This window comes from Pseudomonas sp. ADAK7 (assembly GCF_012935675.1).
In the GTDB taxonomy this organism is placed as follows: domain Bacteria; phylum Pseudomonadota; class Gammaproteobacteria; order Pseudomonadales; family Pseudomonadaceae; genus Aquipseudomonas.
The window spans coordinates 4597076-4613261 of the sequence record NZ_CP052861.1; the positions used below are offsets into that span (position 1 = coordinate 4597076).

General features: G+C 61.2%; 15 protein-coding genes. 8 read left to right on the top strand and 7 right to left on the bottom strand.

Annotation, left to right across the window (positions count from 1 at the left end; all coding sequences use genetic code 11):
* Window positions 1–10 precede the first annotated feature (10 nt).
* A complete protein-coding gene (locus HKK53_RS21005) occupies window positions 11–1042 on the bottom strand; it encodes a histone deacetylase family protein (protein ID WP_169372420.1) in 1032 nt (343 codons plus the stop codon).
* Window positions 1043–1327: 285 nt separating this feature from the next.
* On the bottom strand, window positions 1328–2323 hold the full coding sequence (locus HKK53_RS21010; RefSeq protein WP_169372421.1) for an AraC family transcriptional regulator: 996 nt from the start codon (window positions 2321–2323) through the stop codon (window positions 1328–1330).
* A gap of 146 nt (window positions 2324–2469) precedes the next feature.
* Between HKK53_RS21010 and HKK53_RS21015 the strand changes: the two genes are divergently transcribed.
* Window positions 2470–3015: a hypothetical protein gene (locus tag HKK53_RS21015; protein WP_101208123.1), complete on the top strand. Its 546-nt coding sequence runs from the start codon at window positions 2470–2472 to the stop codon at window positions 3013–3015.
* 55 nt (window positions 3016–3070) lie between these two features.
* On the opposite strand, the gene HKK53_RS21020 is transcribed toward HKK53_RS21015, so the two are convergent.
* The 3 genes from HKK53_RS21020 to aspA form a co-directional block, all read right to left on the bottom strand.
* On the bottom strand, window positions 3071–4075 hold the full coding sequence (locus HKK53_RS21020; protein WP_169372422.1) for an asparaginase: 1005 nt from the start codon (window positions 4073–4075) through the stop codon (window positions 3071–3073).
* A 101-nt stretch (window positions 4076–4176) separates the two neighbouring features.
* Window positions 4177–5634 (bottom strand): alanine/glycine:cation symporter family protein, encoded by a 1458-nt coding sequence (locus tag HKK53_RS21025; protein ID WP_169372423.1) that lies wholly within the window; start codon window positions 5632–5634, stop codon window positions 4177–4179.
* A gap of 466 nt (window positions 5635–6100) precedes the next feature.
* On the bottom strand, window positions 6101–7525 hold the full coding sequence (gene aspA, locus HKK53_RS21030) for an aspartate ammonia-lyase (RefSeq protein ID WP_133835321.1): 1425 nt from the start codon (window positions 7523–7525) through the stop codon (window positions 6101–6103).
* A gap of 180 nt (window positions 7526–7705) precedes the next feature.
* Here aspA and HKK53_RS21035 point away from each other — a divergent pair, with 180 nt between their 5' ends.
* From HKK53_RS21035 to HKK53_RS21055, 5 genes are all read left to right on the top strand, one after another.
* Window positions 7706–8614, top strand: a complete 909-nt coding sequence (locus HKK53_RS21035) for a LysR substrate-binding domain-containing protein (protein ID WP_169372424.1) — start codon at window positions 7706–7708, stop codon at window positions 8612–8614.
* Window positions 8615–8954: 340 nt separating this feature from the next.
* Complete coding sequence (gene purE, locus HKK53_RS21040; RefSeq protein WP_019694319.1) at window positions 8955–9446, top strand: 5-(carboxyamino)imidazole ribonucleotide mutase; 492 nt, start codon at window positions 8955–8957, stop codon at window positions 9444–9446.
* Between the two features lie 11 nt (window positions 9447–9457).
* A complete protein-coding gene (locus HKK53_RS21045; RefSeq protein WP_169372425.1) occupies window positions 9458–10540 on the top strand; it encodes a 5-(carboxyamino)imidazole ribonucleotide synthase in 1083 nt (360 codons plus the stop codon).
* Between the two features lie 118 nt (window positions 10541–10658).
* The gene (locus HKK53_RS21050) at window positions 10659–10904 is read left to right on the top strand and encodes a GlsB/YeaQ/YmgE family stress response membrane protein (protein ID WP_149659419.1); all 246 of its coding nucleotides are present in this window, start codon (window positions 10659–10661) and stop codon (window positions 10902–10904) included.
* Between the two features lie 88 nt (window positions 10905–10992).
* Window positions 10993–11529: a DUF3299 domain-containing protein gene (locus HKK53_RS21055; RefSeq protein WP_169372426.1), complete on the top strand. Its 537-nt coding sequence runs from the start codon at window positions 10993–10995 to the stop codon at window positions 11527–11529.
* An 82-nt stretch (window positions 11530–11611) separates the two neighbouring features.
* On the opposite strand, the gene HKK53_RS21060 is transcribed toward HKK53_RS21055, so the two are convergent.
* Window positions 11612–12511, bottom strand: a complete 900-nt coding sequence (locus HKK53_RS21060) for a D-hexose-6-phosphate mutarotase (RefSeq protein ID WP_169372427.1) — start codon at window positions 12509–12511, stop codon at window positions 11612–11614.
* A 58-nt stretch (window positions 12512–12569) separates the two neighbouring features.
* Entirely contained in the window at window positions 12570–12974 is a 405-nt protein-coding gene (locus HKK53_RS21065) for an acyl-CoA thioesterase (protein ID WP_007896491.1), read from the bottom strand.
* Window positions 12975–13339: 365 nt separating this feature from the next.
* Here HKK53_RS21065 and HKK53_RS21070 point away from each other — a divergent pair, with 365 nt between their 5' ends.
* Together HKK53_RS21070 and HKK53_RS21075 are read left to right on the top strand one after the other, a co-directional pair.
* Window positions 13340–14638: an MFS transporter gene (locus HKK53_RS21070; RefSeq protein WP_169372428.1), complete on the top strand. Its 1299-nt coding sequence runs from the start codon at window positions 13340–13342 to the stop codon at window positions 14636–14638.
* Between the two features lie 154 nt (window positions 14639–14792).
* Complete coding sequence (locus HKK53_RS21075; protein ID WP_169372429.1) at window positions 14793–15794, top strand: phosphate ABC transporter substrate-binding protein PstS; 1002 nt, start codon at window positions 14793–14795, stop codon at window positions 15792–15794.
* Window positions 15795–16186 lie beyond the last annotated feature (392 nt).

Below are 16186 nucleotides of genomic sequence, written 5' to 3' on the forward strand. Positions count from 1 at the left end.
TTCTAATTCCTCATTGGGCGCTTTCAAAACCTTCGAGAACGTTCACGGCGTTGATGCCGATTTCCTCTACCGCGTAACCGCCTTCCATCACGAACAGCGTCGGCTTGCCGAGCTTGGCAATGCGTTCGCCCATGGCCAGGTAATCCGGGCTGTCGAGCTTGAATTGGGAGATCGGATCGTCCTTGAACGTATCGACGCCCAGGGACACGACGACGATGTCGGCGCCGTACTTCTCGGTTTCCCGGCAGGCCTGATCCAGCGCGGCGCTCCAGGTGTCCCAGCCGGAACCGGCGGGCAACGGGTAGTTGAAGTTGAAACCTTCACCGGCGCCTTCACCGAGTTCGTCTTCGTAGCCGAGGAAGAACGGGAATTCGGCTTCCGGGTGGCCGTGGATCGAGGTGAACAGCACGTCGCTGCGCTCGTAGAAAATCGATTGGGTGCCGTTGCCGTGGTGGTAATCGACGTCGAGGATCGCGACCTTTTTATGGCCCTGATCGAGGAAAGCCTGGGCGGCGATGGCGGCGTTGTTGAGGTAGCAATAGCCGCCCATCAAGTCACTGGCGGCGTGGTGTCCCGGTGGCCGGCACAACGCGAAAGCACTGCGGGCGCCACGCTGGATCGCGGCTTGGGCGGTCAATGCCACTTGCGCTGCGCTGTACGCCGCTTGCCAAGTGCCGGCGGTGATCGGCGCGCCGCCGTCGAAGCTGTAATAGCCGAGTTGGCCGTGCAGGCTGGTGGGCATGATCCGCCGCAGGGTGCGGGCCGGCCAGGTGTAGGGCAGCAAGTCGCCGTCGGTATTGAACTCGGTCCAACGGGCCCAGGCGCCTTTGAAGAAATCGAGGTAGTCGCGGCTGTGGATGCGGGCAATCGGCTCGAGGCCGAAATCCTGTGGCGCTTCCACCGGGCCGAGGTCGCGGTCTTGCACGCGCTGTAGAACGTGATCGGCACGGGACGGCATTTCGAAGCAGGGCATCAGTTGCCCGTCCATCAATTCACAACGGCCGTGGTGCAGGTGGTGATCGTCCGAGTAGATCGTCAGCATTTTCTTGTTCTCCGCAGGCTGATTCGGTTGAACACAGTCTTGCGGGGCGCGGCGTTTGGGAGAACGGCAGGAAAGGCCAAAAGGGGATCGATATGGCCAAAAGATTTGACCGAAATTCGCCCCTTATTGGCGCGGCGATGCCCCAGGGTTGGGCGCGCACCCCTTGATCGTTCCCACGCTCTGCGTGGGAATGCAGCCCGTGACGCTCCGCGTCACCGGGACGCGGAGCGTCCCAAGAGGCATTCCCACGCGGGAGCGTGGGAACGATCATCTGCACAAGGGGAATCAGTGTGGTCGGTATTGGCTGGGCGCCACACCACTCCAGCGCACAAACGCATGGCGGAAACTCGCGGTCTCGCTAAACCCCAGCGCTTCGGCAATCCGATAGATCGGCAGATGATCCTCGCAGAGCATTTGCTTGGCCTGTTCAAACCGCAGCTCATCGAGCAGTTCCTGATAACTGCAGCCCAGATCCTTTAGGTGCCGGCGCAAAGTCCGCGCCGAACAATTCATCTGCTCCGCCAACCCCTCAAGCCCCGGCGCCGCATTCAACTGCGCACGGAGCAACTGGCGAATCCGCCCCAGCCACGCCTGACGCCCGGTGAACTCGGTGTTCTGCTTGCGGCAACGTTCGGCCATGGCTTGGTGGGTGATGGCGTCGGCCAGCGGCAGGGGCTGCTCCAGCCAGGCTTTATCGAAGGCAAAGGAGTTTGACGTCGCATCGAACTGCAGCGGGCAGTCGAAACGTTCGGCGTACCGGGCCTGATAGGTCGGCGCCGGGTATTCGAAACGAGCGCCAAGCAGTGGTAACGGATGGCCGAGCAGGTCTTCGCAGGTGACCTTCATCGAGACCAGGCAAAACTCGACATTGAATGGCGCCAGCGCAGGGTTTTCCCGATAGTCGCCAGCGGTGAGCCAGATGCGTTCGTTATCCTCTTCCAAGCTCAACTCGAACAGAGTTCCTAATAGCGCCGGATAGTGCAGAGCCAGCCGCAAGGCGTCACCTAAAGTGGCACTGGTGAGTAAGGCGTACCCGAGCATGCCGTAGGACGAAACGTGCATTCGTCGGCCCAATTCCAGGCCGATGTCATGCTTGAGCGCGACCGCATTGGCGCAGACCTGCATCTCCTGATTAGTGGTGATGCGCGTGTCCGCCCGGCTCAGATCCGCCGCACTGATGCCGCTTCCCGCGAGTAATGCCTCGCTGGACAGGCCTTCGGCCTTGAAGGTGTTGAGCACCAGGGAGACGGCGTTGAGGGTGGTGAGGTGGGAATGGAGCATGGGAGCTTCCGTCCATGAGGTCTGCCGGAAGGGAGCAAGTTGCATGCCGTTATGGCTGGCGCCTGCTTGCCGCCGATTGCCGATTGGTGCAACCTGCCTGCCATTCACCCTCGGGTGGCGTGGCACACAACCATAAGGGACTAGGTATGACATTCACTCCATCGCGCTCCATGCTCCTGGCCTCCAGCCTGTTGCTCAGCTCGTTGTGCTTTGCCGAAGGCGAGCCGGCCGACGGCAGCAGCATCAAGGATTCGGCCAAGGCCGCGGTCTCGTCGGCGATTTCGGCCGGCAAGAACCTGTTGGGCGGGGTCAGTGAAGGGGTGCTCGACGGGCGCCAGTCGGCACAGGGCGTTGACGGTGCTTCGATCATTTCCTCTCGCGAGCAAATGAAGGACCGCGTCGATGTGCAGGTGCTGAAGACCGAGGCCGTCGGCGACACGTTCAATGTCACCCTGGGCTTCAAGAACAGCAGCGACAGCCAACTGCGCTTGATCAACCTCAAGCAGACCGGCGCCTTGCTGGCGATCGATCAGGACGGTTACGCCAACGGACTGACCGCCAGCCTGGATAACCCTGATGAGGTCACCGTTCCGCCCAAAGCGGCGATACGGCAGAAATTCACGTTTGAAGGGCCGATCGAGACGTCCACCACGGTGCGTGTGTGGGGCCAGGATTATCAGGTCAAGAAGTAAGCCTCGCGGCTAGCCGGCTCCTGCAACATCGCGGGCGCCGGCAAATCGCGGTGGATCAGCTCAACTCACCACACAGATCCAGTTCGACCAGGCGTCGCACGTCGGCGTTATCCAGGTCGGCGCCGAGCAGCGCATGGAGCTTGCCGAACGCCGCTTCACGGGTCATGCCGCCGCCCGAAAGCACGCCGACACCGCGCAGGCGACTGCCCGCCTCATAGACATCCAGCTCGACCCCGCCTTCATGGCATTGCGTGACCGCAACCACCACCACGCCGTTGTCCCGCGCCCGTTCCAGGCTGGCGAGAAACGCAGGGTTGTCGCTTGGCCCGGTGCCGCTGCCGTAGCATTCCAGGACCATACCTTTTATGCCGCTGTCGAGCAGACCGTTCAGCACGTCGGCGCTGATGCCTGGGAACAACGGCAATACCGCGACGTTCGCCAGTTGCTTGGGCTGGCTGTAGTTCAGCGGCGCCGGCAGGGACGACGCCTTCACGCCGCCACCCTGACGCTCAAGCCGCTTGAACGGATGACGCCCAAAACTGCGCACCTTCGCGCAACGGGTCGGGTCCAGCAGTTCGCCGTGGAAGTACAGGTGCACGCCGGGCGCCAGGCCATGGCCGAGGGCAACCAGCGCGCCGCTGAGGTTTTCCCAGGCATCGCTGTCGGTCACGCCGGCCGGCAGCATTGAGCCGGTGAAACAGACGCGAGCGTGTAAGCCGAGCAATTGAAAGCTCATGGCCGCGGCGCTGTAGGCCAGGGTGTCGGTGCCGTGCAGGATCAACACGCTGTCGCAGCCCTGGACATCCACGGCATCGACCACCGCTTCGCGCAGTTGCTGCCAATAGGCCGGGGTCATGTTGGCGCTGTCGATCAGCGGGCTCATCTCGCGAAAGCGCCACTGCGGCACCACCAGTTCAGGCTGGCTGTGCAGGTAGTCGCGCATCCGCACTTCGAAACCGGATGCCGGGGCCAGGCCGTGGGCGCTGGCTTGCATGCCGATGGTGCCGCCGGTGTAGAGCACCATGACGTGCTGGGCGGCAGGGTAGGTCGAGGCATTCATGGGGAGGTTCTCCGAAAGCGAAAACAACATACGACCGAGCATGACGCCGGTCGTACGTTGTGTCACGTCGGGCGCAGGGGAGGCGCCCGGTTTTTTACCGATCAGCGTTGCGCTGCGGGTACGCCTTGCGGCTCAACGGCTGCTTTTGGCGCAGCAGCTGGTGGGTTGGCGGGCCAGGCTTGCAGGTCCAGGTCCAGATCCGGGAACTTGCTCGAATCGAACACTGGCGTCTTGATGCCGGCAGAACGCTGGTCATCGTAGTCACGCAGGATGCGCATGCCGACCTTGAACAGCAGGAACAGCGCGATCAGGTTCACGAACGCGAGCATGGTCATGGTGATGTCGGCGAAGGCGAACACGGTGCTGAGGTTTTCGACGGCACCCCACGAGATCAGCAGCAGCACAATAGCGCGGTAGGTGATCACGGCCATGCGGCTGTCCTTGGCGCCCATCAAGAAGCGCAGGTTGCTCTCGCCCAGGTAGTAGTTGTAGAGGATCGAGGTGAACACGAACAACGACAGGGCCACAGAAATGAAGATGCGGCCCCAGTCTCCGACCACGGCCGCCAGGGAGTTCTGGGTCAGGGCAATGCCGTCGCCTTCGAAGCCCGGGGTGTAGAAGCCCGAGAGCAGGATCAGCAACGCGGTGCAGGTGCAGATCACGAAGGTGTCGAGGAACACGCTGAACGCCTGAACCACGCCTTGCGCCACCGGGTGCTCGACCGAAGCCACGGCGGCCACGTTTGGCGCACTGCCCAGGCCCGCTTCGTTGGCGAACACGCCACGCTTCACGCCCATGACGATGGCGCTGCCGATCAGGCCGCCGAAGGCCTGGTCCATACCGAAGGCACTTTTGACGATGGTCATCAGCATGGCTGGAACGTGGTCGAATTGCAGCACGATCACGTAGAGGGTCACGCCGATGTACACCAGGGTTTTCACCGGCACCAGCAGGTCAGCGACCTTGGCGATGCGCTTGATGCCACCGACGAACACCAGGCCTAGCAGCAGGGCCAGGGCCAGGCCGGAGTAGGCGGTGTCGAAGCCGAAGGCGTTTTGCAGTGAGTGAGTCACGGCGTGGGATTGCAGACCGTTGAAGGCGAAGCCGAAGGTGATCAGCAGCAGGAACGCCATGATCATCCCCAACCAGCGTTTCTGCAGGCCGTGCTGGATGTAGTAGGACGGGCCGCCACGATAAGTGCCGTCGGAATCGCAGCGCTTATAGAGCTGGCCGAGGGAGCATTCGAAGAAGCTGCTGGACATGCCGACCAGCGCGGTCACCCACATCCAGAACACCGCACCTGGCCCACCGAGGGTCACGGCGATGCCGACACCGGCAATGTTGCCTGCACCGACGCGGCCGGCGAGGCTGAGCATCAGGGCCTGGAACGAGCTGAGTTGCCCGGCGCTGCTTTTGAGGCTGTCACGGAACACCGCGAACATGTGGAAGAAGTGGCGCAATTGAACGAAACGCGAGCGGATCGTGAAGTAGCTACCGAGCCCGACAATGAGCACGATCAGTACTTTCCCTGAGAGGAAGTCGTTGATGACTTCGAGCATGGATTATTCCTCGCTGTTTTTTGTTTAAGCAAATGCTGGAGAGGCAGAAACATCGCGTTACACCGGTTTGCGCAAGGCATGACAGGTGAGGCGAGGATTCGTCCCGGTTCCATATCGCGGGTTTGTTATTAGTTCGGGTTTCGCATGGGTTTGGGCCTCGTTACCGACGACCGCTCACGCGAAGAGGGGCGGCACTATACCTATCAGTGTGCCGTCCGTCTGCACGGTTGTGGTGCAAGCGACGAAACGAGGTCCTTTCTCTTGTAGGAGCATGGCTTGCCCGCGATGGCGATTTTGCGGGCGCCATCGCGGGCAAGCCTTGCTCCTACAGAAGTCGATCCAGGCACGATCTATACGGTCAGGCCTGTAAATAGTTAAAAAAAAGGGCTTGGGGAATGAATCCCCAAGCCCTCAAAAGGTGAGAGGTGTCTAGTCCCTCGACCTGGTGAGCGTGTGCAGCGTTTGATCAAGCTTTAAGCGGGACCAGACGCGGAGCAATCATATTTTCCGGGCGCAGGATGTCGGCGAGCATTTCGTCGTCGAGCAAGCCTTCTTCGCGCACCAGTTCCAGCACACCGCGGCCGCTTTCAAGGGCGATACGGGCGATGCGGGTGGCGTTTTCATAGCCGATGTACGGGTTCAGCGCGGTAACCAGACCGATCGAGTGCTCGACCAGTTCGCGGCAGCGCTCTTCGTTGGCGGTGATGCCGACGATGCAGTGTTCGCGCAGCATGTCCATGGCGCGTTGCAGCAGGCGGATCGAGTCGAAGATCTTGAACGCGATCAGCGGCTCCATCACGTTCAGTTGCAGCTGGCCGCCTTCGGCCGCGATGGTCAGGGCCAGGTCGTTGCCGATGATCTGGAACGCTACCTGGTTAACTGCTTCCGGAATAACCGGGTTGACCTTGCCGGGCATGATCGAGCTGCCTGGCTGACGCGCCGGCAGGTTGATTTCGTTGATGCCGGTACGTGGGCCGCTGGACAGCAGGCGCAGGTCGTTGCAGATCTTCGACAGCTTGACCGCGGTGCGCTTGAGCATGCCGGAGAACAGCACGAAGGCGCCCATGTCGGAAGTGGCTTCGATCAGGTCGGCGGCTGGCACCAGCGGTTGACCGCTGATCAGGGCCAGGCGCTGCACGGCCAGGTGCTGGTAACGCGGGTCGGCGTTGATGCCGGTGCCGATCGCGGTGCCGCCCAGGTTCACTTCAGTCAGCAGTTCCGGGGCCAGCGTCTTCAGACGGGCCAGGTCTTCGCCCAGTGTGGTGGCGAAAGCGCGGAATTCCTGGCCGAGGGTCATCGGCACGGCGTCTTGCAGTTGGGTACGGCCCATCTTCAATACGTGGCTGAATTCAACACCCTTGGCAGCGAACGCCTGGATCAGGCTGTCGAGGCTGGCCAGCAGCGCATCGTGACCCAACAGCAGACCGAGGCGGATCGCCGTCGGGTAAGCATCGTTGGTCGACTGCGCCATGTTCACGTCGTTGTTCGGGTGCAGGTATTGGTATTCGCCCTTCTGGTGACCCATGGCCTCCAGCGCGATGTTGGCGATGACTTCGTTGGCATTCATGTTGGTCGAAGTGCCAGCGCCGCCTTGAATCATGTCCACCACGAACTCTTCGTGGAAATCGCCGCGGATCAGTCGTGCACAGGCTTCGCTGATGGCAGCGTGCTTGGCTTCGCTCAGGTGACCCAGCTCGCGGTTGGCGTCAGCGGCGGCTTGTTTGACCATCGCAAGGCCGACCACCAGCTTCGGGTAATGCGAAATCGGAACGCCGGAGAGACGGAAGTTGTTCACCGCTCGCAGGGTCTGGATGCCGTAATACGCTTGAGCAGGTACTTCGAGTACGCCAAGCAGGTCTTTTTCTGTGCGGAAAGATGCAGCGGAGGACATGATAGAAATCATCTCGATAGGGACCCGGTCTGTGCCGGAACACTGCAAATGCTAGGCTTGTGGAGAATTTTGGGCCAATGCTGTTAAGCGCTGGCCTATGCACATTCGGCATAATGCCCATGTGACGCCGCGTGTGCGGCGAGCGTGTGACCTAATTTGGTGCGTGTCCGGGAGGACGTGATGAATCTGGAAAGTAAATGGCTGGAGGACTTTAGTGCCCTGGCCGCCACCCGCAGCTTCTCCCAGGCTGCGGAACGCCGTTTCGTGACTCAGCCTGCGTTTAGCCGGCGGATCCGCAGTTTGGAAGCCGCATTGGGGTTGCAACTGGTCAACCGCTCGCGCACGCCGGTCGAGCTGACGGCGGCGGGGCAATTGTTCCTGGTGACCGCGCGGACGGTGGTCGAGCAGTTGGGTGAAGTGCTGCGCCATCTTCATCACCTGGAAGGCGGGCAGGGCGAAGTGATGCAGGTGGCGGCCGCTCACTCCCTGGCGCTGGGCTTCTTTCCGCGCTGGATTGCGCAGTTGCGTAATGAAGGTCTGAACATTGCCACGCGTCTGGTGGCGACCAACGTCGGCGATGCGGTGCATGCGCTTCGCGAGGGCGGCTGTGACTTGATGCTGGCGTTCTACGACCCGGACGCGGCCATGCAGATGGACCCGGAGATTTTCCCGTCGTTGCACCTGGGCCATACCGAGATGCTGCCGGTGTGTGCCGCCGATGCCGATGGTAAACCGTTGTTCGATCTGGAAGGCGAAGGCAGTGTGCCGTTGCTGGCCTACAGCGCCGGGGCGTTTTTGGGCCGTTCGGTGAACCTGCTGCTGCGCCAGCGCGCCCTGCGCTTCACCACCATTTATGAGACCGCCATGGCCGACAGCTTGAAAAGCATGGCGCTGGAAGGCCTGGGCATCGCCTGGGTGCCGCAACTGAGCGTGCGCGCCGAACTGGCTCGCGGTGAGTTGGTAGTGTGCGGCGGCCCGCAATGGCATGTGCCGCTGGAGATTCGTTTGTATCGCTGCGCGCTGGTGCGCAAGGCGAATGTGCGGTTGCTGTGGCGCAAGCTCGAAGGCGGCGCTGCGCAAGGCACTTAATTGATCGCTTGATCGTTCCCACGCTCTGCGTGGGAATGCAGCCCGGGACGCTCCGCGTCCCCAAAAGCGTGACGCAGAGCGTCACAGGAGGCGTTACCACGCAGAGCGTGGGAACGATCGATTTACGCTGTTTTTGGCTGACCTTCGAGTCAATAAAACCGGCACTTTGCGCCGAATGACAGATGGTCGTCCCGGGGGCTGTTTATCTGCTTCATTGAGGTATACTGCGCGGCCTTCGGCCGGTTCGTCCGGCCATTTTTCGTACAATCAAGCCACGCATTTCTGCGTGGCTTGTTGTTTTTGACGCGCCTGCGGGCGCCCAGAGAGAAGAGGCACGACGATGAGTGCACTGGTTGGCGTGATCATGGGCTCCAAGTCCGATTGGTCCACCCTTAGCCACACCGCCGATATGCTGGAAAAGCTCGGCATCCCTTACGAGGTGAAAGTGGTCTCTGCCCACCGCACCCCGGACCTGCTGTTCCAGTACGCCGAAGAGGCCGAGGCGCGTGGCATCGAGGTGATCATCGCCGGTGCCGGTGGCGCGGCCCACCTGCCAGGCATGTGTGCGGCCAAGACCCACCTGCCGGTGCTGGGCGTTCCGGTGCAGTCGTCGATGCTGTCGGGCGTCGATTCGCTGCTGTCGATCGTGCAGATGCCCGCGGGCATTCCGGTCGCCACCCTGGCCATCGGCAAGGCGGGCGCGATCAACGCCGCGTTGCTGTCGGCGAGTATTCTCGGCGCCAAGCACCCGCAATTCCACGCGGTGCTGAAAACCTTCCGTGCTGAGCAGACAGACAGCGTCCTGGACAATCCAGACCCACGCATCGCCTGAGGTTGTTGACGATGAAAATCGGTGTAATCGGTGGCGGCCAGTTGGGTCGCATGTTGGCGCTGGCGGGCACTCCGCTGGGCATGAACTTCGCTTTCCTCGACCCGGCACCGGATGCTTGCGCAGCCGCGTTGGGCGAACACTTGCGGGCCGATTACGGTGATCAGGATCACCTGCGTCAGCTGGCTGATGAAGTCGATCTGGTGACCTTCGAGTTCGAAAGTGTCCCGGCCGAAACCGTGGCCTTCCTCTCGCAGTTCGTCCCGGTCTACCCGAGCGCCGAAGCCCTGCGCATCGCCCGTGATCGCTGGTTCGAGAAGAGCATGTTCAAGGACCTGGGGATTCCCACCCCGGCGTTCGCCGACATTCAGTCGCAAGCTGACCTGGACGCCGCCGTTGCTTCGATCGGCCTGCCGGCCGTGCTGAAAACCCGCACCCTGGGTTACGACGGCAAGGGCCAGAAAGTCCTGCGCAAACCGGAAGACGTGGTTGGCACCTTCGCCGAACTCGGCAGCGTGGCCTGCCTGCTGGAGGGCTTCGTGCCGTTCACCGGCGAAGTTTCGCTGATCGCTGTGCGTGCCCGCGATGGCGAAACCAAATTCTATCCGCTGGTTCACAACACCCACGACAGCGGCATCCTCAAGCTGTCCGTGGCCAGCACCGATCACCCGCTGCAAGCCCTGGCTGAGGATTATTCCAGCCGTGTGCTTAAACAGTTGGAATACGTCGGCGTGATGGCGTTCGAGTTCTTTGAAGTCGACGGCGGCCTCAAGGCCAACGAAATCGCCCCGCGCGTGCACAACTCCGGGCACTGGACCACCGAAGGCGCCGAGTGCAGCCAGTTCGAAAACCACCTGCGGGCCGTTGCCGGTCTGCCGCTGGGCTCGACGGCCAAGATCGGTGAGAGCGCGATGCTCAACTTCATCGGCGTTGTTCCGCCGGTAGAGAAAGTGATCGCCATCGACGACTGCCATTTGCACCACTACGGCAAGGCGTTCAAGGTCGGGCGCAAGGTCGGTCACGCCAATCTGCGTTGCGCAGATCGCGAGACGCTGGCGGCGCAGATCCTCAAGGTCGAAGCGCTGATCGCCGAATAGTTTCATGTGGCAGCGGCGGAACCTTCAGGGGCCGCCGTTCTCTGATGGCAGGATGCCAAAGTCTGACTAGGCTTGGGCTAGGTGTCCTGCTTCACCAAATTAATCAGAGGGAAATGCCATGGGAATTATCGGAACCATCTTTATCGGCTTGATCGTTGGCCTGCTGGCTCGGTTCCTGAAACCGGGCGATGACAGCATGGGCTGGATCATGACCATCCTGCTCGGTATCGGCGGTTCGCTGGCGGCCACTTACGGCGGCCAGGCTCTGGGCATTTACCAGGCTGGCCAGGGCGCAGGCTTCCTCGGTGCGCTGGTTGGCGCCGTTGTGTTGCTGGTGCTCTACGGCCTGATCAAAAAGAACTGATTCAAAGCGACAAAGCCCTCTCTGCGGCGCACGCGGGGAGGGCTAGAATGCTCGCCATTGCACCATCCTTCCTTTTGCCGAGCACCCCATGCGCCGTCTATTACTGACTTTCCTATTACTGGGCTCGGGCCTTGCCCATGCCGGCGAACTGCCGGAAACCGACTGGCTGGAACTTATGCCCAAGTCGGACCAGAAAGCCCTCGAGGCCATGCCCGAAATCGACCACAACACCCCCGAAGGCGATGGCACCTTTACCTCTAAGGGTGGCATGAAGCAGAGCAAGGGCTTGCCGGCGGTGATGTATTCGACCAAAACCGTGCCGTCGATGAACGACAAAAGCATTCGCATCGGGGGTTACCCGGTGCCGCTGGAGTCCGACGCCAAGGGTCGCAGCACCCTGTTTTTCCTGGTGCCGTACCCGGGCGCCTGCATCCACGTGCCGCCACCGCCGCCCAACCAGTTGGTGCTGGTGCGTTATCCGAAAGGCCTGAAGCTGGACGATATCTACACACCGCTGTGGGTGACAGGCACGCTGAAGATCGAGAAGGTCAACAACGACCTGGCTGACGCGGCGTATGCGCTGGATGCGGCGAAGGTGCGGGCGGTCGAAGAGTCGGATTTGTAGCGTTTGGTCGATCGATTCGCGGGCAAGCCTCGCTCCTGCAGATCACTCGGACCTGTAGGCGCGAGGCTTGCCCGCGAAGCTTTTAAAGCGCTGTGCTGCCGATGCTGACGCCCAGGGTATGACTGGCACCCGCCGCCAGGTTCACCACGTCATCCATCACATTCGCCGTCTCGATGCACAACATGCGCTGCCAGCCATCGTCGGCCATGTCGCTGAACGCCGCTGCGCGATCAATCCACGGGTTCCAGATCACCGCCGTGCGCGAACCACTGCTGGTCAGCTCGATGCGCCGCTCCCAGGCCGGGTCGACGATGCTCAGCTTCGCCGGGGTATTCAGGTAGATACGGTCTGTCTCGCCGGTAAAGTCCAGATCGCCGGCCTGAGTGGCCGTGCTCCAGTCCTTGGTCGTATCGATGTAACTCAAGCCATCCAGCCCTTCGACCTGCACGTTGCGCACATCGCTGACGGCGAAATAACTGTGCAACGCCTGGCTGATCGACACGGTTTCAGCGCCGCGGTTGTGGCTGGTCAGGCTGATGTGCAACTGCTCATCAAGGCGAATGCTCAGCTTCAAATCCACCTGATGCGGCCAACCCGGGAAGCCACCTTCGGGGTAGGGCAGGACAAATTCCACCTTCAGGCTTTCACCCTCGGTTTCGATGCCACCCAGCTCCCAATCCGTCGCCCGGACAAAACCGTGGGCGCCAGCCGGTTCGTTGCTGACGCGCATGGCCTTGACGCTCGGCGGGTTGCGATCAAAGTTGCCGAACCACGGCCAGCACACCGGCACGCCGGCGCGGATGCTTTTGCCGGTCTTGAACACCGCCTCGTCGTTGAGCCAGATCAGCGGCGGTTGCCCGGCCAATTGATAACTGAGGATGTGCGCGCCTTGCTGGGCCACCAGCAGTTCGGCCTGACCGTGGCGGATGCGCCAGCAGTTCAGTTCATCCAGTTTGACGGCTTCAACGTTGGGCGTGCTCATGGGGACAACTCTCAATCAGGATCAATGACTGCAATGGACCGCAAAACCCGCGCCGTGTTTAACGCGCGCGGGGCGGAACCGAACGGGTGCGGCCGCTGCCGTCGATGGCGACGAACACGAACACCGCTTCAGTCACTTTACGCCACTCGCTGGACAGCGGGTCGTCGCTCCAGACCTCGACCATCATCTGGATCGAGCTGCGGCCGATTTCCAGCGCCTGGGTATAGAAGGAGAGCTGCGCGCCGACTGCCACCGGGACCAGGAACGCCATGCGGTCGATCGCCACGGTCGCCACGCGGCCACCGGCGACTTTGCTGGCCATCGCGGTGCCGGCCAAATCCATCTGCGCCACCAGCCAGCCGCCGAAAATATCGCCAAAGCCGTTGGTTTCGCGCGGGAGCGCGGTGATTTGCAGGGCCAGGTCGCCTTGCGGGATCGGATCTTCTTGTTCGAGCTCTATCATGCCGGGGGTGCCTCTGACCCGTGACTCTTCATTAGTACTTCAAGGTGAATAGCCGTCTCAGAAAAAACGATTCAGCCCCGAACATACTACGTTCGTCACGTTTTTCATAAGGCGCCTAAAGGGAAACTCTGCGAAATCGCCTGTGAAGCCTGGCAGGCGTTTTCGCACAGCAACCCTTTCAAACTGTTGCAAGATCGCGAGTATATCGGTCGGTAGACTCCGAGACGACCGTCCGGTTCTCATTTCGACCGTCAAATACGCACCTCTATGTGCTTTTTCGAACAATTTGCTATCGTGCCGGACCTGCCCAAGCCTCCGCCAGCGTTGTTGGGGTTGCAGATCCGACTATAAGAGAAGCCCTTGCCATGACCACAGCGCCCTCGAGCACTGCGCAGCCGACGCAATCCGCACGTCCGTTGACCCGCAACGATTACAAGACTTTGTCGCTGTCCGCCTTGGGCGGCGCGCTGGAGTTCTACGACTTCATCATCTTCGTATTTTTCGCGGTGGTGGTCGGCAAGTTGTTCTTCCCGGTCGACATGCCCGACTGGTTGCGCCAGATGCAAACCTTCGGGATCTTTGCCGCCGGCTACCTGGCGCGGCCGTTGGGCGGCATCGTCATGGCGCACTTCGGCGACCTGCTGGGTCGCAAGAAGATGTTCACCTTGAGCATTTTCATGATGGCCGTGCCGACGCTGATCATGGGTCTGCTGCCAACTTATGCGCAGATTGGCATGTGGGCGCCGATCCTGTTGCTGCTGATGCGCGTAATCCAGGGCGCGGCGATTGGCGGTGAAGTGCCCGGCGCGTGGGTCTTCGTTTCCGAACACGTGCCGCAGCGGCACATCGGCTACGCCTGCGGCACCCTGACCTGCGGCCTGACGGCCGGTATCCTGCTGGGCTCGCTGGTGGCCACGGCGATCAACAGTATTTACACCTCGGTGGAAGTCGCGGATTACGCCTGGCGGATCCCGTTCCTGCTGGGCGGTGTGTTCGGCCTGTTCTCGGTCTACCTGCGCCGCTGGCTCCACGAAACCCCGGTATTCGCCGAACTGCAACTGCGCAAAGCCCTGGCCGAAGAAGTGCCGCTGCAAGCGGTGCTGCGTGACCATCGCGGGGCGATCCTGATTTCCATGCTGCTGACCTGGCTGCTGTCCGCCGGCATCATCGTCGTCATCCTGATGACCCCGACCGTGCTGCAGACCGTCTACCACTTCTCGCCGACCACCGCGTTGCAGGCCAACAGCCTGGCGATCGTGTTCCTGAGCCTGGGTTGCGTGGCGTCCGGCGCGCTGGCCGACCGCTTCGGTGCCGGCCGGGTGTTCGTGTTCGGCAGTGCCGCGTTGCTGATCAGCTCGTGGACGTTCTATCACAGCCTGTTCAACCATCCGGACTGGCTGTTCCCGATGTACGCCGTGACTGGCCTGCTGGTCGGCACTATCGGCGCCGTGCCGTACGTGATGGTTAAAGCCTTCCCTGCAGTGGTGCGCTTCAGCGGGTTGTCGTTCTCCTACAACCTGGCCTACGCCATCTTCGGCGGCCTGACACCGATGATGGTGACGTTGCTGCTGAAGGAAAGCCCGATGGGGCCTGCTTATTATGTGGCGATCATTTGTGGGGTCGGGATTCTGGTAGGGGCTTATCTTTGGAAGAAAGGGCGTTAAGCCAGCAACTGATCGTTCCCACGCTCCGAGTGGGAACGATCTATCGCCACATGCTGGCCTTTCATCCAATTGTCATATTTCAGCCATAGAGTGTTCACACGGCCTGCTGATACTTGGCCCCGACTTAACACACCCTATCTGCTAGGAGTAAGGCATGAAACTGAAGCGTTTGATGGCGGCAATGACTTTTGTCGCTGCTGGCGTTGCGACTGCCAACGCGTTCGCCGCTGTTGACCCTGCGATCCCGAGCTACACCAAGACCACTGGTGTATCGGGCAACCTGTCCAGCGTCGGCTCCGATACCCTGGCCAACCTCATGACCCTGTGGGCTGAGAATTACAAAAAAGAATACCCGAACGTAAACATCCAGATTCAGGCCGCTGGCTCCGCCACTGCGCCACCTGCGTTGACTGAAGGCACCTCTAACCTGGGCCCGATGAGCCGCAAGATGAAGGACACCGAACTGGCGGCCTTCGAGCAGAAGTACGGCTACAAGCCAACCGCAATCCCGGTTGCCGTGGACGCCCTGGCGGTGTTCGTGCACAAGGACAACCCGATCCAGCACCTGACCATGGAACAGGTCGATGCGATCTTCTCGTCCACTCGTCTGTGCGGCGCTAAAGCCGACGTCAAAACCTGGGGCGACCTGGGTGTGACCGGTGACCTGGCCAACAAGCCGGTTCAACTGTTCGGTCGTAACTCGGTATCCGGCACTTACGGCTACTTCAAAGAAGAAGCCCTGTGCAAAGGCGACTACAAGCCAAACGTCAACGAACAACCCGGTTCGGCTTCGGTCGTGCAGTCGATCAGCTCCTCGCTGAACGGCATCGGTTACTCGGGCATCGGCTACAAGACCGCTAGCGTGAAAACCGTGGCCCTGTCGAAGAAAGGCAGCACTGAGTTCATCGAAGACAGCGAAGAAAACGCACTGAACGGCAAATACCCGCTGTCGCGTTTCCTCTACGTGTACGTCAACAAAGCCCCGAACAAGCCTCTGGCCCCGCTGGAAGCCGAGTTCGTGAAACTGGTTCTGTCCAAGCAGGGCCAGGAAGTTGTGGTGAAAGACGGCTACATCCCACTGCCGGCCAAGGTTGCTGCAAAAGCACTGGCTGACCTGGGTCTGCAGGAAGGCGGCTCTGAAGTCGCAAAAAAGTAAAACCCTAGGTCCGGGGTAAACCCGGACCTGTAGGAGCGAAGCTTGCTCGCGAAAGCGGTGGGTCAGTCAACATTGATATTGAATGTAACGACCCCTTCGCGGGCAAGCCTCGATCCTACAAATGCCGGTCAATACCGGCTCCCAAATTTCCGGTCCTCTGCCAGTACCCGCTGGCGGCGGATTTGTTGCGTCACTGCATTGTCATCTTTCTGTCATACAGGATCGCTAGGGTGTGCGCATGAATGATCTGGCCAATTCCACCATGACTACCAATCCCCCCAAGCGCATTGACTTCAATACGCCTGAGCTGCAACGCAAGCGCCGCATCCGCGCGCTCAAGGATCGCCTGACCCGCTGGTACGTGCTCATCGGCGGCCTCGCCGTCCTCGGCG